The sequence below is a fragment of the Rhodoferax sp. genome (assembly GCF_018063565.1).
Taxonomy (GTDB): domain Bacteria; phylum Pseudomonadota; class Gammaproteobacteria; order Burkholderiales; family Burkholderiaceae_C; genus Rhodoferax.
In genome coordinates, this window is record NZ_JAGPBB010000081.1 from 1 (window position 1) to 16,382 (window position 16,382).

Sequence of the window (16,382 nt, forward strand, 5' to 3'; positions counted from 1 at the left end):
TTAAGCTGTTGATTACAATGATATTTTTTCACTTTTCATTATCTATCTGGATTTCCTTGGAAAATACATTTTTTCGTTCGGGACGAAGGGGTCGGAGGTTCGAATCCTCTCATTCCGACCATATAAAACAACGGGTTAGCAGAGTTTCACTGCTAACCCGTTTTGCGTTTCGCGGGTTCATCAGAGCGGACTGGTCTGCGCCCTGATAGGCGCTTGTTCAGGCATCTGCCTTGACTGTGGTCGCGCTCCCGTTGGTTTTCACCGACTCAATGCCTGCGTCACGACTCGCCGCTGTCTTGTACATCTGGCTGGTACCGATGACCTGGTGATTGCCAGCCTTCAGGTTGAAATAAAAACGCCCGTCAGAGGCGTCTTTGCGGTCAAAGCGTGCTTCTTCGACGCTGTTCTTCTGCACCGATGCAATGCCGTTTTCTGCCGATGCCTTGCTCTCATACTGTTCGCTGCGCAGAATCGTCTCGCCGTTGCCTGCCTTGAGGGCAAAAGAGTACTGCCCTTTGTCATTCTTGTTTAAAACATACCATCCAGCCATGTATCGTCTCCATCTGGGTAAAAAGTTGAAGGAACTTGGTAAAAACGCCAAGCCGCCAGAGTCACTGTGAACGTCACAGGTCAATGCATTGACAGGGGGAATGTAGCACTTTGGCAGTTCACCTGCGCCCTGGTTGTCGTTCCGGGCATGGTGTGGATTCACTAGGGTGAATCCCTTGAAAAGTCCGCCGATGCCACAAGCTGCGGCTTAATTAGGAGGACTTAACATGCGACACGAGAAATTGACGACCAAGTTTCAGGAAGCTTTGGCCGATGCGCAGTCTTTGGCTTTGGCGGGCGACCATGCCTACATTGAGCCTGCTCATCTGTTGGTAGCGATGCTCAAGCAGGACGACGGCCCCAAGGCCTTGCTGCAGCGCGCCGGTGTCAACCTCGGCGGCCTGCTGACTGCGGCCGAGGCGGCCGTGAAAAGACTGCCTCAGGTGACCGGGCAGGATCAGGTGCAGGGTGGACCCGATTTGGGCAAGCTGTTACAAGCCACGGAGAAGGAAGCGATCAAACGTGGTGACCAGTTTGTTGCCGGCGAGTTGTTTCTTTTGGCCCTGTCGGAAGCCAAGAGTGCACTGGGTGACGTTGTCCGTGCCAACGGACTGAACCGAAAAAGCCTGGAGGCGGCCATCGACGCGGTGCGTGGCGGCCAGAGTGTGGACAGCGCCAACGCCGAAGACCAGCGTGAGTCGCTTAAAAAATATTGCCTGGACCTGACCGAGCGCGCTCGCATGGGCAAGCTTGACCCGGTGATTGGCCGGGACGACGAGATCCGCCGTGCCATTCAGGTGCTGCAACGCCGCACCAAGAACAACCCGGTCTTGATTGGTGAACCTGGCGTGGGCAAAACCGCAATTGTCGAAGGTTTGGCGCAGCGCATCGTTGCCGGTGAAGTGCCCGACTCGCTCAAGGGCAAGCGCGTTCTGTCGCTGGACATGGCATCGCTGCTGGCGGGTGCCAAGTTCCGGGGCGAGTTTGAAGAGCGCCTGAAAAACGTGCTCAAAGACCTCGCCAAGGACGAGGGCCAGACCATCGTCTTCATTGACGAGTTGCACACCATGGTCGGTGCCGGCAAGGCAGAAGGCGCGATGGACGCCGGCAACATGCTCAAGCCCGCCCTGGCGCGCGGCGAACTGCATTGTGTGGGCGCCACCACCCTGGACGAGTACCGTAAATACATCGAGAAAGACGCCGCACTGGAGCGGCGTTTCCAAAAGATCCTGGTCGGTGAGCCAACCGTCGAGGCGACGATTGCGATTCTGCGCGGGCTGAAAGAGCGTTACGAGAAACACCACAACGTCGACATCACCGACCCGGCCATTGTGGCCGCCGCCGAGTTGAGCCACCGCTACATCACCGACCGCTTCTTGCCCGACAAGGCCATTGACCTGATTGACGAGGCCGCCAGCAAGATCAAGATCGAGATGGACTCCAAGCCCGAGGTGATGGACAAGCTTGACCGCCGGTTGATCCAGTTGCAGATTGAGCGCGAAGCTGTCAAAAAGGAGAAAGACGAGGCCTCGATCAAACGCCTGGAGCTGATTAACGAGGAGATCGTCTCATTGCAAAAGGAAATCGCCAACCTCGACGAAATCTGGAAGAGCGAAAAGGCCAGTGCCCAAGGTAGCGGCGACCTGCGCGAGCAGATCGACCAACTCAAGACCCAGATTGAGACACTGACCCGCAAGGGCGACTTCAACCGCGTGGCCGAACTGCAATACGGCAAGCTGCCCGCGCTCGAAAAGAGTCTGAAAGAGGCCCAAGACAAGGAAGCCAACCGGGGTGCCGGTGCTGCACCTCGTCTGCTGCGCACGCAAGTGGGTGCTGAAGAGATTGCCGAGGTGGTAAGCCGCGCCACCGGCATCCCGGTGTCCAAAATGATGCAGGGCGAGCGCGACAAACTGCTGCAGATGGAAGCCAAGCTGCACCAGCGTGTAGTGGGGCAGAACGAAGCCATTGCCGCCGTGGCCAACGCCATCCGGCGCTCGCGCTCAGGCTTGTCTGACCCGAATCGGCCCACAGGCTCGTTTCTGTTCCTGGGTCCCACCGGGGTGGGCAAGACCGAGTTGTGCAAGGCGCTGGCGGGTTTTCTGTTTGATTCGGAAGACCATTTGATTCGCATCGACATGAGCGAGTTCATGGAAAAACATAGCGTGGCACGTTTGATTGGTGCGCCTCCAGGCTATGTTGGTTATGAAGAAGGCGGGCATCTGACCGAGGCCGTGCGGCGCAAACCCTATGCCGTGCTACTGCTTGACGAGGTGGAAAAAGCGCACCCGGATGTGTTCAATGTGCTGTTGCAGGTGCTTGACGATGGGCGACTGACCGACGGGCAGGGACGGACCGTGGATTTCAAGAACACGGTGATCGTGATGACCAGCAACATCGGCTCATCGATGATTCAGGCGATGGTGGGAGAGGACGCCGACGACATCAAGGATGCGGTGACGGCTGAGCTGAAGAACCATTTCCGCCCCGAGTTTTTGAATCGTATCGACGAGACCGTGGTGTTCCACGCGCTCGATGCGTCACACATTGCCGACATCGCGCGCATCCAGTTGGCCGTGTTGACAGCACGACTGGCGCACATGGAGCTGGGTCTGGAGGTCAGCGAAGCGGCGGTGGCAGAACTCGCCAAGGTCGGGTTTGACCCGTTGTTTGGCGCACGGCCACTCAAACGCGCGATTCAGCAGCGGATCGAGAACCCGTTGTCCAGGCTCCTGCTCGAGGGTCGCTTTGCGCCCAAGGACACGATCAAGGTGGACGTGGACCCGATTCGCGCACCGGGGCAGTTCAGCTTCTCTTGATGGATTTTTGCCGTCCAGCGCTTGTAGGGCGGCTATTCTTTGCTATTTTTTTGTTGGATGATTCCAGCGTTTTCTGGACCCCGGTCCAGAATTTCAGGCGTGCCTGTACCGCTTGGCGAGCCGCCGACTTGGCTTCGGTCAGACGCTTGGGGTTGTTGTCGACCAACTCGTGCACCATGCGCAGCGCCAAAGGTGCATGGAAGTCTTCGTCCAGATGGATGTGTCGCTCAAGATAAAAGTGAAAGGCGGGTGCCGATTGGGCGTCGATTCCCATGCGGGCAAGCAGTGCCCTGAACATATTGGGAATAATGTGCTCACGCCCTAGGGCGAAGGCGGCTCCAACGACGTGCGGCTTTCCGCTGTCAATGAAGCCAAAGGTTTTGCGCATAAAAGCAGCGGCGGCTACCGGTGCAATGTTCTTGCCCAATGCAGTCTCCAGTCCGTGCTCAGCGGCAAGGTTGACAAAAGTGATGGCGGGTTCAGGGTCTGCGCCGATTTCACGCATGGCCTGGCAATAGAGCTCGAAATGACTGGTATGGGTGGGCTGTCCATCGGCATCGGGCAAACCTTCGTCACACTCCTCACCCACCACGATCTGGTTGACGAAATACCGCACCTCGCCGCTGCTGCGTGGTTTCCAGGGCAGGGTGGTGGGGGCAATATGCCCTTGCAGGCACTTGAGCAGGGACATGAAGTCCCAAACCGAGTAAACATGCTGTGCCATGAACTGACGCAAGTCGGCGATCGTCTGGACCGAGGCGTAAACAGGATGAGTATCGAGTTGCGGTGCAAGATCCGCCACGATGTCGGGAGTGAAGCCGGATGAACGAGACATATCAATCAAAAATGCAAGAGTTTACGATCCGGGCCATCGGCAATGGCGGAGCTAAAGACACCACCCTGCTGCAGTGGGGGTGGCTGCACGCTAATATCCACCCATGACGATTTCAACGCAAGCCTTGCCCACCCCGGTTCCCCTGCAACAGGACGCCGTCATCATCGCGCTGGTCGGCTTGGCACATGCCTCATCGCACTTTGGCCATTTGTTGTTGCCACCCCTGTTCCCGGTCTTTATGAGCGAATTTGGTCTGAACTATTCGGAACTTGGTTTGCTGGTCAGTACCTTTTTTGTGGTGTCTGGTATCGGGCAGGCCAGCGCAGGCTTTGTGGTGGACAAAGTCGGGGCTAGGCCCATGTTGTTTGCGGCGATTGGCCTGTTTGTTCTGGCCTGTCTGATGGCCGCTATGGCAAAAGGCTACAGCACGCTGCTGGCGGTGGCGGCGGTAGCGGGCATGGCCAACGCCACATTTCATCCGGTGGATTTCACCATACTGAACCAGCGCGTGTCTGCTCCAAGGCTTGGCTATGCCTTTAGCGCGCATGGGTTGACCGGCAATCTGGGCTGGGCGCTGGCACCCGTGTTTTTTGTCGGCATCAGCGCGCTGAGCAACTGGCGTATGGCGTACCTGGTCGCAGCGGTGCTGTATGTCGGCATTTTGTCGCTGATGGTTTTTCAACGCGACAAATTGCTGACCCATGTGGCCGTCCCCCACCCTGGCACACCTGCAGAGCACAGCATGGCTTTCATGAAACTGCCGGTGGTATGGTGGTGTTTTGCTTTTTTTCTACTGTCGACCATGACACTGGCGGTGGTGCAGAGTTTTTCAGTCTCGATCCTCAAAGCCCTGCATGGCATCAGCTTTGAGTCGGCCACATTGACGCTGACCGCTTACATGTTGTGCGGTGCCGGGGGCATGTTTGTGGGGGGCATTGTTGCGGCGAACTCGCGCCACAGCGACCGGGTGGTGGCCCTGTCGATGACCGCTGGTGCCGCTCTGCTGGCAGTGTGTGGGATGGGCATTTTGGGGCCGGCGATGACCATGGCTGTGCTGGCCTCCACCGGCTTCGCCATCGGTATTGGTGGTCCGTCGCGCGACATGATGATCAAGAAAGCCACACCCAAAGGCGCAACCGGGCGAGTTTATGGCCTGGTGTATTCGGGATTGGACTCGGGGTTTGCCATTTCGCCCCTGATTTTTGGTGCCATGATGGACCGTGGCTGGTATGCCGCGACGCTGTTGGGAGCCGCATTGGTGCTGTTGCTCAGCGTGGGTGTGGCTCTAGGAGTGGGCGCCAGAACACCACGCTGACAACTTGGCAGGTCTTAGAAGCCGAAGGCGCGAACGCCCGGTTTGGTCATGTAGGCGGCCACTTCTGGCGGCTTTGCCACCGCTACACCTTCGATCAGGTCTGCCGGTGTTTTGTCGGCATTGGGCAAAAACAGCGCGCAAACCTCCACGGTAGCGCCTGCCTTGATCAAGCCCGTCATCATCTGTTTGGGGGTGACGTTGCGAGGCTTCAGGGCGGCTGGCTCATAGGATTTCAGCGCCAGTTGACCGGCAGCACCGCACAGCAGAATGCGCACCGCCGCCTTCTGTTCAGCCATCTGTCCTGCCAGCACCATGGCCATGCCTTGTGCCTGGTTGTCAGCACTTGTGACATTGAAAAAAGTCTCGGTTTGGCTTTGAGCCATGCCGCTGACTGAGAGTGCCAGCAATGCAGCGAATGCAAGGGTGGTGCGTTTCATAGGCTATTTCCTTTGGAGTTAATTGGCTTTAAGGGTGTAGGAGCCATCTTTGGCCCATTTGATGCCGGCGTCCAGAAACACTGTTTTGATTTCCGGCTTGTAGAGCTTGACCATATCGTGGGCTTCGCCGCTGCGGGCTCCGGCACCGCAGAAGAAAATGATGGGCTTGTCGGTCGGCAGTTTGTCGATGTTCTTCTCGAGCGTGCTCACAGGCATGTTGATGGCGCCTTTAAAGGTGCCCGTGGCCATTTCGGCAGGCTCGCGTACATCAATCAGGTGCACGGAACCGGGCGATTCTTTGTAGATTCGCTCAAACGACGCCACCGAGATGGTGCCCGACTCTTTGCCGGCCTCAATCGCAGGTGCTTTTGGCGCTGCTGTGCCGCCTGCCGCTGTGGGCCCTGCGCCATAGGCTTTCTCCCAAGCCGGGTAGCCTTCGGGCACAACCTTGACGTTGGTGTAGCCAAGTTTGATGGCCTTGAGGGCTGAGTCGTTGCTCAGTCGGCAGCTCAAACCCTCGCAATAGAAGAACAGCGCGGCCGCCTTGTCTTTGGGCAGGCGCTCGGCGGCAAGTTTGTCAAATTGCGAGTCCGGCAGACTGATGGCTCCCGGAATGTGGCCCAGGTCGTACTTGCGCTCTTTGGGGCGTGAGTCCACCAGCGTCATGGGCGTCTTTTCATCCATCAGCTTTTTGAGGTGAGCCACGCTGACGGCGTGCAGGTTACCACCGGCGATCCAGCCCGGAAAACCTTCGGCGAACACACGCACGTTGGTGTAGCCGAGCTTCTCCGCCTTGTGTGCCGAGTTGTGGCTGAGCATGCAATCGTAACCCTCGCAGTAAAACACCAACAAGGTTGCCTTGTCGGCGGGCAGCATGGTGGGCGCGAGTTTGTCAAAACTGGTGTCGGGAATGTTGATGGCCGTTTGAATGTGTCCCAGGTCGTACTTGCGGGCGCCCGGGCGCGAGTCAATCAGCAAGACCCCGTCAATCTTGGGCAAGACGGCTTGCTTCTCGACAAAGTCCAGCTTGACAAGCTTGCTGTACCAGCCCGGCGCCGGGTTCTCGGGTGAGTATTTGGGCGCCTCAGCGGATGCGGCTGCCGCAGGCGCAGTCGTCTGCGCCTGAACTGGCCCCGCCGCTAAGGCGGCAAACAAAGCAACCAGCAATGAAACATGTTTGAACTTCATGATGACTCCTAAAAAATTGGGTTGATTCCTGCATCAGCCGACCAATACTCGAGTTTGGGCGGGCGATTTGGGAGGAGTTGGTGCGACAGCAAGGCGGCACTAAAGGTGCCCAGCACCAGCGTGGTGTTCATCAGCGACAAGCGATGCGCATGTCTTGCCAGTCATGCTGTTGTCCTAAAGCGGGTGTGTAGCCGATGCGCCTGCGGGCGTTTTACCCGCAGGTCGATCTTGAGGCGCGAATGCTTAGCTGCAGCTGGCCGGCGCATCGCCGTCTTTGGCTCCTTTGAGCAAGAACGCCTTGATGTCATCGGCGAGTTCCTGGTCGGGCGTTTCGGCAAACTTCTCGGCAGCCTTGTTGGCCGACTTGATGCTGGCGCGGTAGGCTTTGCTCACGTATTTGCTGACTGTTTCTTTGCCTTTGGCGTGTTTGTCGGCTTGCAGGTAGGCGCTCCAGTCCGCCTTGGTCTTGGTGCTGGGGTTGATGGCACCCAGCGGCAGGGCCACGTGGCACGAGGTGCAGACGCTGCGGTAATACACGCGGCCACGTTTCCAGTCAGCGTCGTAGGCTTGTGCAGAGAAGGACGCGCCTAGCAAGGCAAGCAGGGCGGCAGAGGTCAGGGTGGTCGATAGTTTCATTATTGCTCCTAAAAAAGTGTTGCTGTGTCTGGGTGGGGCGATCAGTCCAGCTCTTCCCAGCCGGTGATCATGGCCTTGATCTGTGAGGTCACCTTGTGCCCGGTGGTCGCGAGGTACAGATGCGAAATCAGGAATGCCAGCATGAAGAAGGCACCGACCACATGCGCCGTGGCCACCCATTCAAGTTGCAGACCGCTCAAGCCCCAGGCGGCCCAGTCTTCATAGAACAGGTACAACCAGCCGCTGATCCACAGCAGCGGGCTGAGCAGCGTCAAGATCGCCAGATACGTCAGGCGCTGCAGCGGGTTGTGCTTTTGCCTTGAGCTGGGTTTGAACGGATGCGGCTCGTGCTTGAAGATGCCCGACGAGTAGTAGTTCATGATCGCCACGATCTTGTCGGTCGTGGGGATGTACTGGCGCCACTCACCGGTGGTGACATGCCAGAAGATGGCAAACACCCACAGCCCCACCAGCGTCCAGGCGGCCACGGTGTGGTAATCCACCGCTTTCTCAAACCCGAACAGCGTGTAAGTCCCCCGGATTTCAAAGCCGCTGATCAGCATGAAGATGATCAGCGCCGCCTGAGACCAATGCCAAAAGCGCTCAAAACCCTTGAACAGATAGACACGTTCGCTCATTTTGTTGCTCCTGCCGTTTTACGCTGAGTCACCACACGCAGTGCGCCGTGGCCGATCACGCCAATCAGCACCAGCAGCGCCATGCCCCAGCCCAACTTGTCAATCCAGGCGGTGCTGCCGCTGCCCGGCATGTAGATGCCGTCGAGTCCGGCCAGGCGGCCGTCTTTGCTGTGGCAGTCGACACAGCCCAGCGCCTTTTCTTTGGGGGCCACCATGTGGGTGATGGGCCAATCCATTTGGGTTTTGACGAAGTCAAACTTGCCGGAGTAGGGCACGCCTGACACCTTCACGCCGGCTTCCAGCGCTTTGTTCCACTCGAGGTTCTTCCAATACCCGGTGTCGTCATTGCCGGCGGTATGGGGGGTCAACAGGGTCAGATTGACGGTGTCGTAAGGCTGTTTGCCACCAAAGCGCTTGATCGGCCAGATCATCGACTTGCCATCGGTGGAGCTGCCACCGAGCGTGTTGATCGGGGTCACTGCCGCGTTGATGTTGAGTTTGTCGGTCTTCAGGGTGTAGTTCACCTGCCCGTTGAACCACAGGTAGGTGGGCTTCACGTTTTCGGCCAGCACGAAGTCGCCTTTGCGAGATTCGTAAGTGATGTGCCCTTTGGCGTCTTTGCGCACGATGTGCTCGCCCTTGGCATCGCGTTGACCGGCGGTGGACCAGTCCCAGTTCATCTTGGTGGCAATGCCGCCACGCGCAAACTCCGGAATGTGGCAGGTTTGGCAGGCCAGCTTGGCCGTGTGCTGGTTGAGTCGCGCCTTGGTTTTATGCGGGCCGCTGCCGTGGCACGAGACGCAGGTTGCCGGGTTGCCGTTGTCGCTGGCACCACGCAGGTGAGCGCCCTTGGCGTCTTTGGCGGTGGGGCTGTAGCGGCTGCCGGCCACATCGTGGCTGGAGGTCTTGTGGCAGGTGCCACAAGTGAAATCCAGCCCTGAAGCATCCATGTGCACATCCACTGATTTTTCTGGGGCGGCCAATGAGCTGTCCATGTCGCCATGCTTGACGCCGTCGCCGCCGCCGCCATTGAAGTGGCAGGCACCGCAGGTGTCGCGGCTGGACTTGCCGACCTTTTGCGCGATCTTGGTCAGGTCGATGCCCTTGATGAATTTGCCTGACCCCGGGGGAAACTCGGTGTCTTTGGTGACCACGTTGCCGGCCAAGCCCGAGGGTTTCTTGTAGTTGCCGGTGGTGTCGTGGCAGACCACGCAGTCGACGTTTTCTTCGGACTTGAAGTCAAACGAGGCGTCTTTCCAGCCGTAACCCACATGGCAGGAGTTGCACGCGGCCTCGTTCGACGCGATCGAGATGCAGAAATTGTTGACCACGTTTTTCTTGCCCAGCAACTGTTTGGTGTCGGGGTTGGTGTACTCCCATTTCCAGTGTTTGGTGCGGTGGATTTGCCCGGCGGCCTCGGTGTGGCAGCTGATACAGGCCTTGGTCAGGTCCGGGCCCGAGGTGAACTCGCGTTGAAGCTCTTTGAACTTGGAATGGTCTGCCGTGGTGTTGAGCTTGAGTGGCTTGGCGTCTTGCGCTTGGGCTGGCGGCGCTAGGCCAAAACCAAGAAGCCCGGCGATGCTGAGCAAGGAGAGGGTGCGTTGAAGTTTGGTTTGCATGTCTTGCCTTTTCTGGTGAACCCCGAAAACCCGGATTTACCACGGCGTTGATTTTCATCACGCTTGACTGATATATATTTGACGTGCGTCAAAAACTCGGTGTCCGGACTTTGATGTAGGACAACATTTCTGTCGATTTCGCGTGCGAATGGACAAGTCCGTTTGGCGGCACAATTTGGCGATGACCCATCTGCCCCCTCCTCAAATCGCCGGCCATCTGCTGGTGCAGTGCCTGATCGCCCAAGGTGTCACCCACGCGTTTGGCGTGCCTGGCGAGAGCTTCCTGGCGGTACTCGACGGCTTTCACCAGTATCGCGATCACATCACCTTTGTCGCCAACCGACAGGAGGGTGGGGCGGCATTTATGGCCGAGGCGCAGGGCAAGCTCACGCGTCGCCCGGGCGTTTGCTTTGTCACGCGTGGCCCGGGCGCCACCAATGCGTCGATTGGCGTGCATACCGCGTACCAGGACAGCACCCCCATGGTGCTGTTTGTGGGTGATGTCGCCAGCGACACACGTGACCGCGAGGCGTTTCAGGAGCTCAACTATCTGAGCTTTTTCGGGCCAAGCACGCAGGGCATGGCCAAACGCGTGGAACGCATTGACGACGCCCGGCGCATCCCTGAATATGTGGCGCGCGCCTTTGCCACCGCCATGAACGGCCGCCCGGGCCCGGTGGTTGTGGTGCTGCCCGAAGACATGCTGAACCAAGTGATGCCGCCCGGGATTGCCAGCGTTACCGCGCCAATGGCGCTGCCCCGCGTTGCGCGGGTTGAGGCAGAAATCGGCATCCAGCCCATATCTCAATTGCGTGAGATGCTATTGAAAGCAAAGCGTCCAATGGTCATTGCCGGGGGCAGTGGCTGGACTGAGCAGGCGGCGGCCGACTTGCAGGGTTTTGCGCAGCGCTGGCAGTTGCCGGTGTGCAATGCGTTTCGGTTTCAGGACACCTTTGACAACCACCACCCCAACTACGCGGGTGACGTGGGGTTGGGCATCAACCCGACGCTGGCGGCGCGCATCAAGCGCAGCGACCTGATTCTGGCGCTGGGCTGTCGCCTGGGAGAAATCACCAGCGCGGGTTACAGCCTGATCGAGTCGCCCCGGCCAAGGCAGACGCTGGTGCACATCCACCCAGGCGCCGACGAACTCAACCGGGTGTTTCAGGCCGATCTGGCGCTACAAAGCGGCATGTCGGCGGCTGCCGCCGCGCTGCAGCAAATGGCGCCACCCGAGAGCGCGTGCTGGCCTGATTGGGCGGCACAGGCGCAGGCCGATTACCTGGCCAACCTGCGGCCCACTGCCATTGCTGCGCTACCCGCAGACACCGAACACGGCATTGTCAACATGCCGCAGATCATCGCCACGCTGCAACAGCATTTGCCGGTGGATGCGGTGCTGACCAATGGTGCGGGCAACTTTGCCAGCTGGCTGCACCGTTTTTACCGCTACCACGGCTTGGCCAAAGGGCACAAGACACAGCTTGCGCCCACCAATGGGGCCATGGGCTATGGCGTGCCCGCAGGCATTGCGGCTGCCATCACCACCGGGCGCACGGTGTTCACCATCACCGGCGATGGCGACTTTTTGATGAACGGGCAAGAGCTGGCGACCGCCGTGCAACACGGTGCCAAGACCATCATCCTGCTGCTCAACAACGGCATGTATGGCACCATCCGGATGCATCAGGAGCGTGAATTTCCACAGCGCGCCAGTGGCACGGCCTTGCACAACCCGGATTTTTGTGCCCTGGCGCAGGCTTATGGTTTTGTGGGGGTGCGCATTGATCGAACCGAGCAGTTCGAGCCCGAGTTGCTGGCGGCTCTGGTGCGTACCAAGGGTACGCTGATCGAATTGATGCAAGACCCACAGGCCATCACCACCCGTGGCAGCTTGAACGACATCACCCAAGCGGCGCTGCAACGCGGGTTGTAGCGCAGCGCAACAGCTCGGCTTTACTTTGACCGAAATCGGGCGCAAGTTGCCCGACATTTGGGACGCCGCCGATCCAGGCCCAGCCATTGCCATGGTGCTGGGTGAAAAACTGAAGGAAATTGATACGCGCATCGAAGCACTGCGGCAACTTCGGGAGCAACTGGCTGTAAGAATTGTGATCGCATGTCCGTTGATCGGTGGTCAAGCCCCGGCTTGAGCGTTACCTGCGACAAGGTGATCGCTCCGGCCTCAACTGTGGTCTGTTCTGGCGAGGCGGGTGCGAACTCACGGGACACTAGAGCCAACGTGAAACCGAACGCTGGTATTCGAGATATTTTTCACCGAACTTCAAGGCCATCGCTCGCTCCTCAAACGGGATGTAGACATATTGCGCCAGCCCAAAGAACGCTGCGGGGCCAACCAGCGGCGAAACGGTCCCCAGAACAAAGGCAACGCCAACCAGCGCCATCAAAAAGCCCAGGTACATCGGGTTGCGCGTTCGACTGAACAAGCCTTCTGTTGTCAACTGCCCCGGGGTTCCGAAGGTGTCAATGTTGGTCGAAAGTTGACGGAAAAGTCGAGAATGCCAACTGGCAATTCCAAGCCCGGTCACGATCGCCACCGACCCAAGAAAGCTGTAGGGTTGGGGTAGCCACGTATCGATAGGAATCGTCAGATGGAGAAGAAGCATGGCCACAGCGGATACAAACCAGACGAAGGGTGGCAGCAATAGTTTTTTCATGGAGAAGGCCTTGCGACGATTGAGTTCTCGCAGTATCTTCAACCCCCTGAAAAACATCGATAACCTGGGTTAACAATCTGCAAATGTCGAATTTTTCCACTCACGATGTTTTTCGTCACCTCGCCGGTGCCGAACTTCCTGAATGGCCAGCTTTTGAACAGTCGGTTCGCGAAAGGCGACTCAAACCACACGCGGCGCTATTCCTGGCCGGCGAACATAAGCCAAGCATCTTTGTCGTCAACGCTGGTGTCATAAAGATGGTTTACGAAACCGCTAGCGGCGACGCATGGGTCAAGGGTTTCGCCGAGGCGGGCGTTCTTTTTGCAAGTCTCAGTGCGCTCGGAGATGATGGCCTGACAAGTTTCTCTGCTTACGCAGAAACGCAGTCCTGCATCCACGAAATTGACTATTCGGTTTTGCAACACCTTGCCGATCGGCATATCGCCTGGCAGAGGGCCGTTGCCAATGCCCTCAAGTTCTATGGTCAGCGAAAGGAGCGCCGTGAAATGGAGCTGCTCACGCTGACGCCAGAAGACAGGTATCTTCGGTTCCTGAACGACTACCCTTCTTTGGTGGCGGTCCTGCGTCAGCGCGATATTGCAAGCTACATTCGGGTAACACCCGTGGCACTGAGTCGCATCAAGTCCCGACTAAACCAACGATCAGGAAAATCAGCAGGCGGCATTCCTTGAATGGCCTTGGTGAACCCCATGTTTATGTTGACAAGAACCAATCGCGAGATGCCAGTGCCGGTGGGGTTCATGACAAAGCAAGCCAATGCTTACCACCGCATCATTGGCAAGGGGTTCCATGGTGTGCGCAGAAACTGCTGGCCTGTGAACGTCGCCAGTCGCTTGTGAAAATGGGCATTGGGGAACTGCACCCGCACCGCCCGGATGAACTCTGGCTTGAGACCGGCGCGAATCAAACCCAGTGACAGGTCTACCAGATCGGCCCGTCGAAAGGTGTCGACAGATGCCTCAAACGGGCCGGTATACCGACGCAGTTTGTGGTGCTGCTGAACGATCAGATCCACCTCGGGCCAAAGTGGCTCAAGCCCCTGTGCTTTCAGATAATCTTGCGCCAATCGCGATGAGGGGTCGAGGTAGTCAAAGGTGTGGGCCGTCCAGATGCCCAGGTCATGAAAAGCACCCGCTATCAGCAAGGGCTGCGCCGTGTTTTGCAACTGCGGGTCCATGGCAAAAACGAAATGCAGCACGCGGGTCACATGGTTGCGGTAGGCGGGCAGGTCTGGCCCCAGCGCCTGGGCGTGCAAATCCAGAATCTCATCGACCAGGGCAAACGTAGAGAGGGCGGGCATGATGGGCCGATCAAGCTTTCTCTTTGGCAGGCTTAACCGCTGTTTTTTTGTTGAACTTCTCCACCGCAGCCGAATGGGCTTCAGCGATCAGCGGCAAGATTTCCTCGAACCGCTCTCGACTGGGGCTCAGAATTTGTGCCCAGCCCATCCAGGCGTACACCGGGTGCGGCATCAGCACATTCAAGGCGGTGAAATCATGACCGGTGGTCACGCAGCCGCCCTTGAGCGGCCGGGCGGGCTTTTTACCAAAGAGCCTGGCATAGCTGGCTGGCGCAACACCGATGGCAACCCTGAACACACCGGCCCGATTCAGCGCAGAGGCCTTGTCGTTGGCACCATCGTGCTGCTTGAGGGTGCAAAAGTACACGCCATGGGCAAGCAAATGGCCGGGGTTATAGAACAGCGCGGTTTCACCCCAACTGTCCTTGAGCACGACACCCGCAAAGCGGCGGCAAATCTCTTCAGTGATGCCGTCGGGTGTCATGCTGTATCAGGTGATTGTCTGCAAGGCTCAGCGTGGCTCAGCCGGACCATCAAGGGCGTGCAGCGCCAGCGTCAGGTAATGCAGTACATGCTTTTTGTCAATGTCAACGAGAGCACTTAGCTTGATATGGCGGCGCAGCTTTCCAACGCCTTCCAGCACCTTGTGGTTGTCGGGCAGTGAGGCACCGTCGCTAAACTCCAACGACACATGCTTCGCGTAGGCAAAGACCCCGCAAAAAGGCTTGCCCGCCGAGAACAGTAAGCCGCCATATTTGACCTCCTCTGAAATGCTCGGGTCCAAATTCAGCAGAAGTTGGCGCAGCGCCTGCACCAGCGCAAATCGCTCTATATTGAGCCGGCGAATGTCTTCCAGTAAATTGGCGACGCGTGGGGTGGTCATGGCAGTTCAGGATTTGTAGAACGGCTTGAATTCTGAGCTGGGCTCTCGATCCGAGTAGATGTAAAGCACCACCCCATTTGGGTCTTGAACCGCAAACCCGCGGTCGCCCCAAGGGTGGTCCTCCAGCGGCATGATCGCACTTAACCCCGCAGCCATCAGTCGCTGGTGCTCGGCATCCACGTCGGGCACGCAGAAGTTGTAGGTGAGCCCGACCGGGTTGCAGGCCGGTTGATCGGGCTGCGGTGCCATGAACTGCAGGCTGGCGCCTTTGCCAAAGGTGAGATTGACATACCAGCCGCAATCAAAAGTGATGACTGCATCAAAATACTTGACGTAAAAATCCCGCGATTCGGGCGCGTGCACTGTGGTGATGCACGCGGACAATGATGTTGGTTGCAAGGCAATCTCCTTGATTTGAAAAAAGTGGACCTACCTGATTCACGCGCCTTTGAAGTCGAATACCCAGTCACGGGGCGCATATAACGGGTGTCATGGGTTGCCGGATGATAGTTTTCCATTTGTCTGGTGCCGCCTTGCGAATGTCGCTCAGATAAATTTCGTGATGTTTTCCGGTGCGGCTGGATTTCGCTTCAATGAAGTCATGCAAACGCTGAATGCTCGGCCCCTCCTCAGAAAATGGACCCACGTGCAACAACTGGGCGCAAGGTCCTTCGTGAAATTCTTCCAGGCGCAGCAAGTCAATAGCCGGCAGGTTTTTCTTTTTTCGTGTCTCGGCCATTGCGCAGTGAATGGTGTCAGGGCTGACGAAGCCTGGCTGCAAAATCACATCGTCCATTGCCACTGTGACTTGTCGCCGCCAGAGAAGGCCGCCATGTCGTTGGCCCACCACAGCCCTTCAAGCGGCATCACCGCGTAGTCCAGTGCTTGCGGCCCCTTTTTGACCAAAAACTTGGTGGCATAGGACACGGCAAACAGGGCTTCCACGGCTTGCGCATAGGCCGGTGACGTGTTGGGATCACCCACACCGTCGATCATCAGGAAGTTCAACGCCGGCACATCCACCTGCACCACGGCCTTGGCACTGGCCTGGTACAAGTGCGTCATGTCGAGCTTGAGGTCAATTTTGTCCATCGCCACTCCAAACAATGCTGACTTGATTCTGTGAACTTCTAGGGAGAGCCGGGTGGCAGGTGCGACAACGTCAGGGGTAGCTTGACGCAGTTTGGCAGCTTTATGCTGACGCATAACCCGCCAGCCACTGTATTTTGGGCGCTGATCTGACCGCCGTGCGCCTGTATGGCCCGGCGGGCAATCGCCAAACCCAAGCCATGGCCAGCCCCCACAGCGTTGCGGCCACGCGTGAACGGCTCAAAAATGCGGTCCAACTCGTCTGCGGCAACCCCGCCACCGTTGTCCAGGATGTCGATTTGCGCTTGCCCGCTGCGCAGCGACGCTTTGATGTCAACGGCTGAACCATCAGGCGCGTGTTTCACCGCGTTGCGCACA

General features: G+C 58.0%; 19 protein-coding genes and 1 pseudogene. 5 read left to right on the plus strand and 15 right to left on the minus strand.

The window, feature by feature from the left end; genetic code table 11:
* Window positions 1–217 precede the first annotated feature (217 nt).
* Window positions 218–550, minus strand: coding sequence for a YegP family protein (locus KBF66_RS15485; protein WP_296659070.1), 333 nt, complete (start codon window positions 548–550; stop codon window positions 218–220).
* Window positions 551–776: 226 nt separating this feature from the next.
* Between KBF66_RS15485 and clpB the strand changes: the two genes are divergently transcribed.
* Complete coding sequence (gene clpB, locus KBF66_RS15490; protein WP_296659074.1) at window positions 777–3,365, plus strand: ATP-dependent chaperone ClpB; 2,589 nt, start codon at window positions 777–779, stop codon at window positions 3,363–3,365.
* Here clpB and KBF66_RS15495 read toward each other — a convergent pair.
* Entirely contained in the window at window positions 3,352–4,200 is an 849-nt protein-coding gene (locus tag KBF66_RS15495; RefSeq protein ID WP_296659077.1) for a DUF3050 domain-containing protein, read from the minus strand. The genes clpB and KBF66_RS15495 overlap by 14 nt on opposite strands.
* Before the next feature lie 103 nt (window positions 4,201–4,303).
* Between KBF66_RS15495 and KBF66_RS15500 the strand changes: the two genes are divergently transcribed.
* Complete coding sequence (locus tag KBF66_RS15500) at window positions 4,304–5,515, plus strand: MFS transporter (RefSeq protein ID WP_296659081.1); 1,212 nt, start codon at window positions 4,304–4,306, stop codon at window positions 5,513–5,515.
* Between the two features lie 14 nt (window positions 5,516–5,529).
* On the opposite strand, the gene KBF66_RS15505 is transcribed toward KBF66_RS15500, so the two are convergent.
* The 5 genes from KBF66_RS15505 to KBF66_RS15525 form a co-directional block, all read right to left on the minus strand.
* Window positions 5,530–5,952: a hypothetical protein gene (locus KBF66_RS15505; protein WP_296659084.1), complete on the minus strand. Its 423-nt coding sequence runs from the start codon at window positions 5,950–5,952 to the stop codon at window positions 5,530–5,532.
* An 18-nt stretch (window positions 5,953–5,970) separates the two neighbouring features.
* On the minus strand, window positions 5,971–7,140 hold the full coding sequence (locus KBF66_RS15510) for a rhodanese-like domain-containing protein (RefSeq protein WP_296659088.1): 1,170 nt from the start codon (window positions 7,138–7,140) through the stop codon (window positions 5,971–5,973).
* A gap of 243 nt (window positions 7,141–7,383) precedes the next feature.
* Complete coding sequence (locus tag KBF66_RS15515; RefSeq protein ID WP_296659090.1) at window positions 7,384–7,776, minus strand: hypothetical protein; 393 nt, start codon at window positions 7,774–7,776, stop codon at window positions 7,384–7,386.
* A gap of 41 nt (window positions 7,777–7,817) precedes the next feature.
* A complete protein-coding gene (locus KBF66_RS15520; protein ID WP_296659094.1) occupies window positions 7,818–8,414 on the minus strand; it encodes a cytochrome b/b6 domain-containing protein in 597 nt (198 codons plus the stop codon).
* Complete coding sequence (locus tag KBF66_RS15525; protein ID WP_296659099.1) at window positions 8,411–10,033, minus strand: tetrathionate reductase family octaheme c-type cytochrome; 1,623 nt, start codon at window positions 10,031–10,033, stop codon at window positions 8,411–8,413. The genes KBF66_RS15520 and KBF66_RS15525 overlap by 4 nt, the downstream gene beginning before the upstream one ends.
* A 181-nt stretch (window positions 10,034–10,214) precedes the next feature.
* On the opposite strand from KBF66_RS15525, the gene KBF66_RS15530 reads away from it, so the two are divergent.
* A complete protein-coding gene (locus KBF66_RS15530) occupies window positions 10,215–11,969 on the plus strand; it encodes a thiamine pyrophosphate-binding protein (protein WP_296659105.1) in 1,755 nt (584 codons plus the stop codon).
* Window positions 11,970–11,982: 13 nt separating this feature from the next.
* Window positions 11,983–12,186: pseudogene (locus tag KBF66_RS15535) on the plus strand (MerR family DNA-binding protein); the annotation flags it as partial.
* A gap of 78 nt (window positions 12,187–12,264) precedes the next feature.
* Here the strand turns inward: KBF66_RS15535 and KBF66_RS15540 are convergent.
* Window positions 12,265–12,711, minus strand: a complete 447-nt coding sequence (locus KBF66_RS15540) for an isoprenylcysteine carboxylmethyltransferase family protein (RefSeq protein WP_296659108.1) — start codon at window positions 12,709–12,711, stop codon at window positions 12,265–12,267.
* A gap of 83 nt (window positions 12,712–12,794) precedes the next feature.
* On the opposite strand from KBF66_RS15540, the gene KBF66_RS15545 reads away from it, so the two are divergent.
* A complete protein-coding gene (locus KBF66_RS15545) occupies window positions 12,795–13,403 on the plus strand; it encodes a Crp/Fnr family transcriptional regulator (RefSeq protein ID WP_296659112.1) in 609 nt (202 codons plus the stop codon).
* An 89-nt stretch (window positions 13,404–13,492) separates the two neighbouring features.
* On the opposite strand, the gene KBF66_RS15550 is transcribed toward KBF66_RS15545, so the two are convergent.
* The 7 genes from KBF66_RS15550 to KBF66_RS15580 form a co-directional block, all read right to left on the minus strand.
* Window positions 13,493–14,032 carry a hypothetical protein gene (locus tag KBF66_RS15550; protein WP_296659117.1) on the minus strand — a complete coding sequence of 180 codons (540 nt, stop codon included), beginning with the start codon at window positions 14,030–14,032 and terminating at the stop codon, window positions 13,493–13,495.
* A gap of 10 nt (window positions 14,033–14,042) precedes the next feature.
* Complete coding sequence (locus tag KBF66_RS15555) at window positions 14,043–14,516, minus strand: DUF6194 family protein (protein ID WP_296659121.1); 474 nt, start codon at window positions 14,514–14,516, stop codon at window positions 14,043–14,045.
* A gap of 27 nt (window positions 14,517–14,543) precedes the next feature.
* The gene (locus tag KBF66_RS15560) at window positions 14,544–14,915 is read right to left on the minus strand and encodes a DUF1801 domain-containing protein (protein WP_296659125.1); all 372 of its coding nucleotides are present in this window, start codon (window positions 14,913–14,915) and stop codon (window positions 14,544–14,546) included.
* Between the two features lie 6 nt (window positions 14,916–14,921).
* Entirely contained in the window at window positions 14,922–15,314 is a 393-nt protein-coding gene (locus KBF66_RS15565) for a VOC family protein (RefSeq protein WP_296659127.1), read from the minus strand.
* A gap of 67 nt (window positions 15,315–15,381) precedes the next feature.
* Complete coding sequence (locus KBF66_RS15570; protein WP_296659130.1) at window positions 15,382–15,711, minus strand: GyrI-like domain-containing protein; 330 nt, start codon at window positions 15,709–15,711, stop codon at window positions 15,382–15,384.
* Complete coding sequence (locus KBF66_RS15575) at window positions 15,699–16,007, minus strand: GyrI-like domain-containing protein (protein ID WP_296659132.1); 309 nt, start codon at window positions 16,005–16,007, stop codon at window positions 15,699–15,701. Before KBF66_RS15575 ends, KBF66_RS15570 begins: the two co-directional genes overlap by 13 nt.
* Before the next feature lie 38 nt (window positions 16,008–16,045).
* Window positions 16,046–16,382 (minus strand): sensor histidine kinase (locus KBF66_RS15580; RefSeq protein WP_296659135.1); only part of this gene is annotated, 337 nt, incomplete at its 5' end.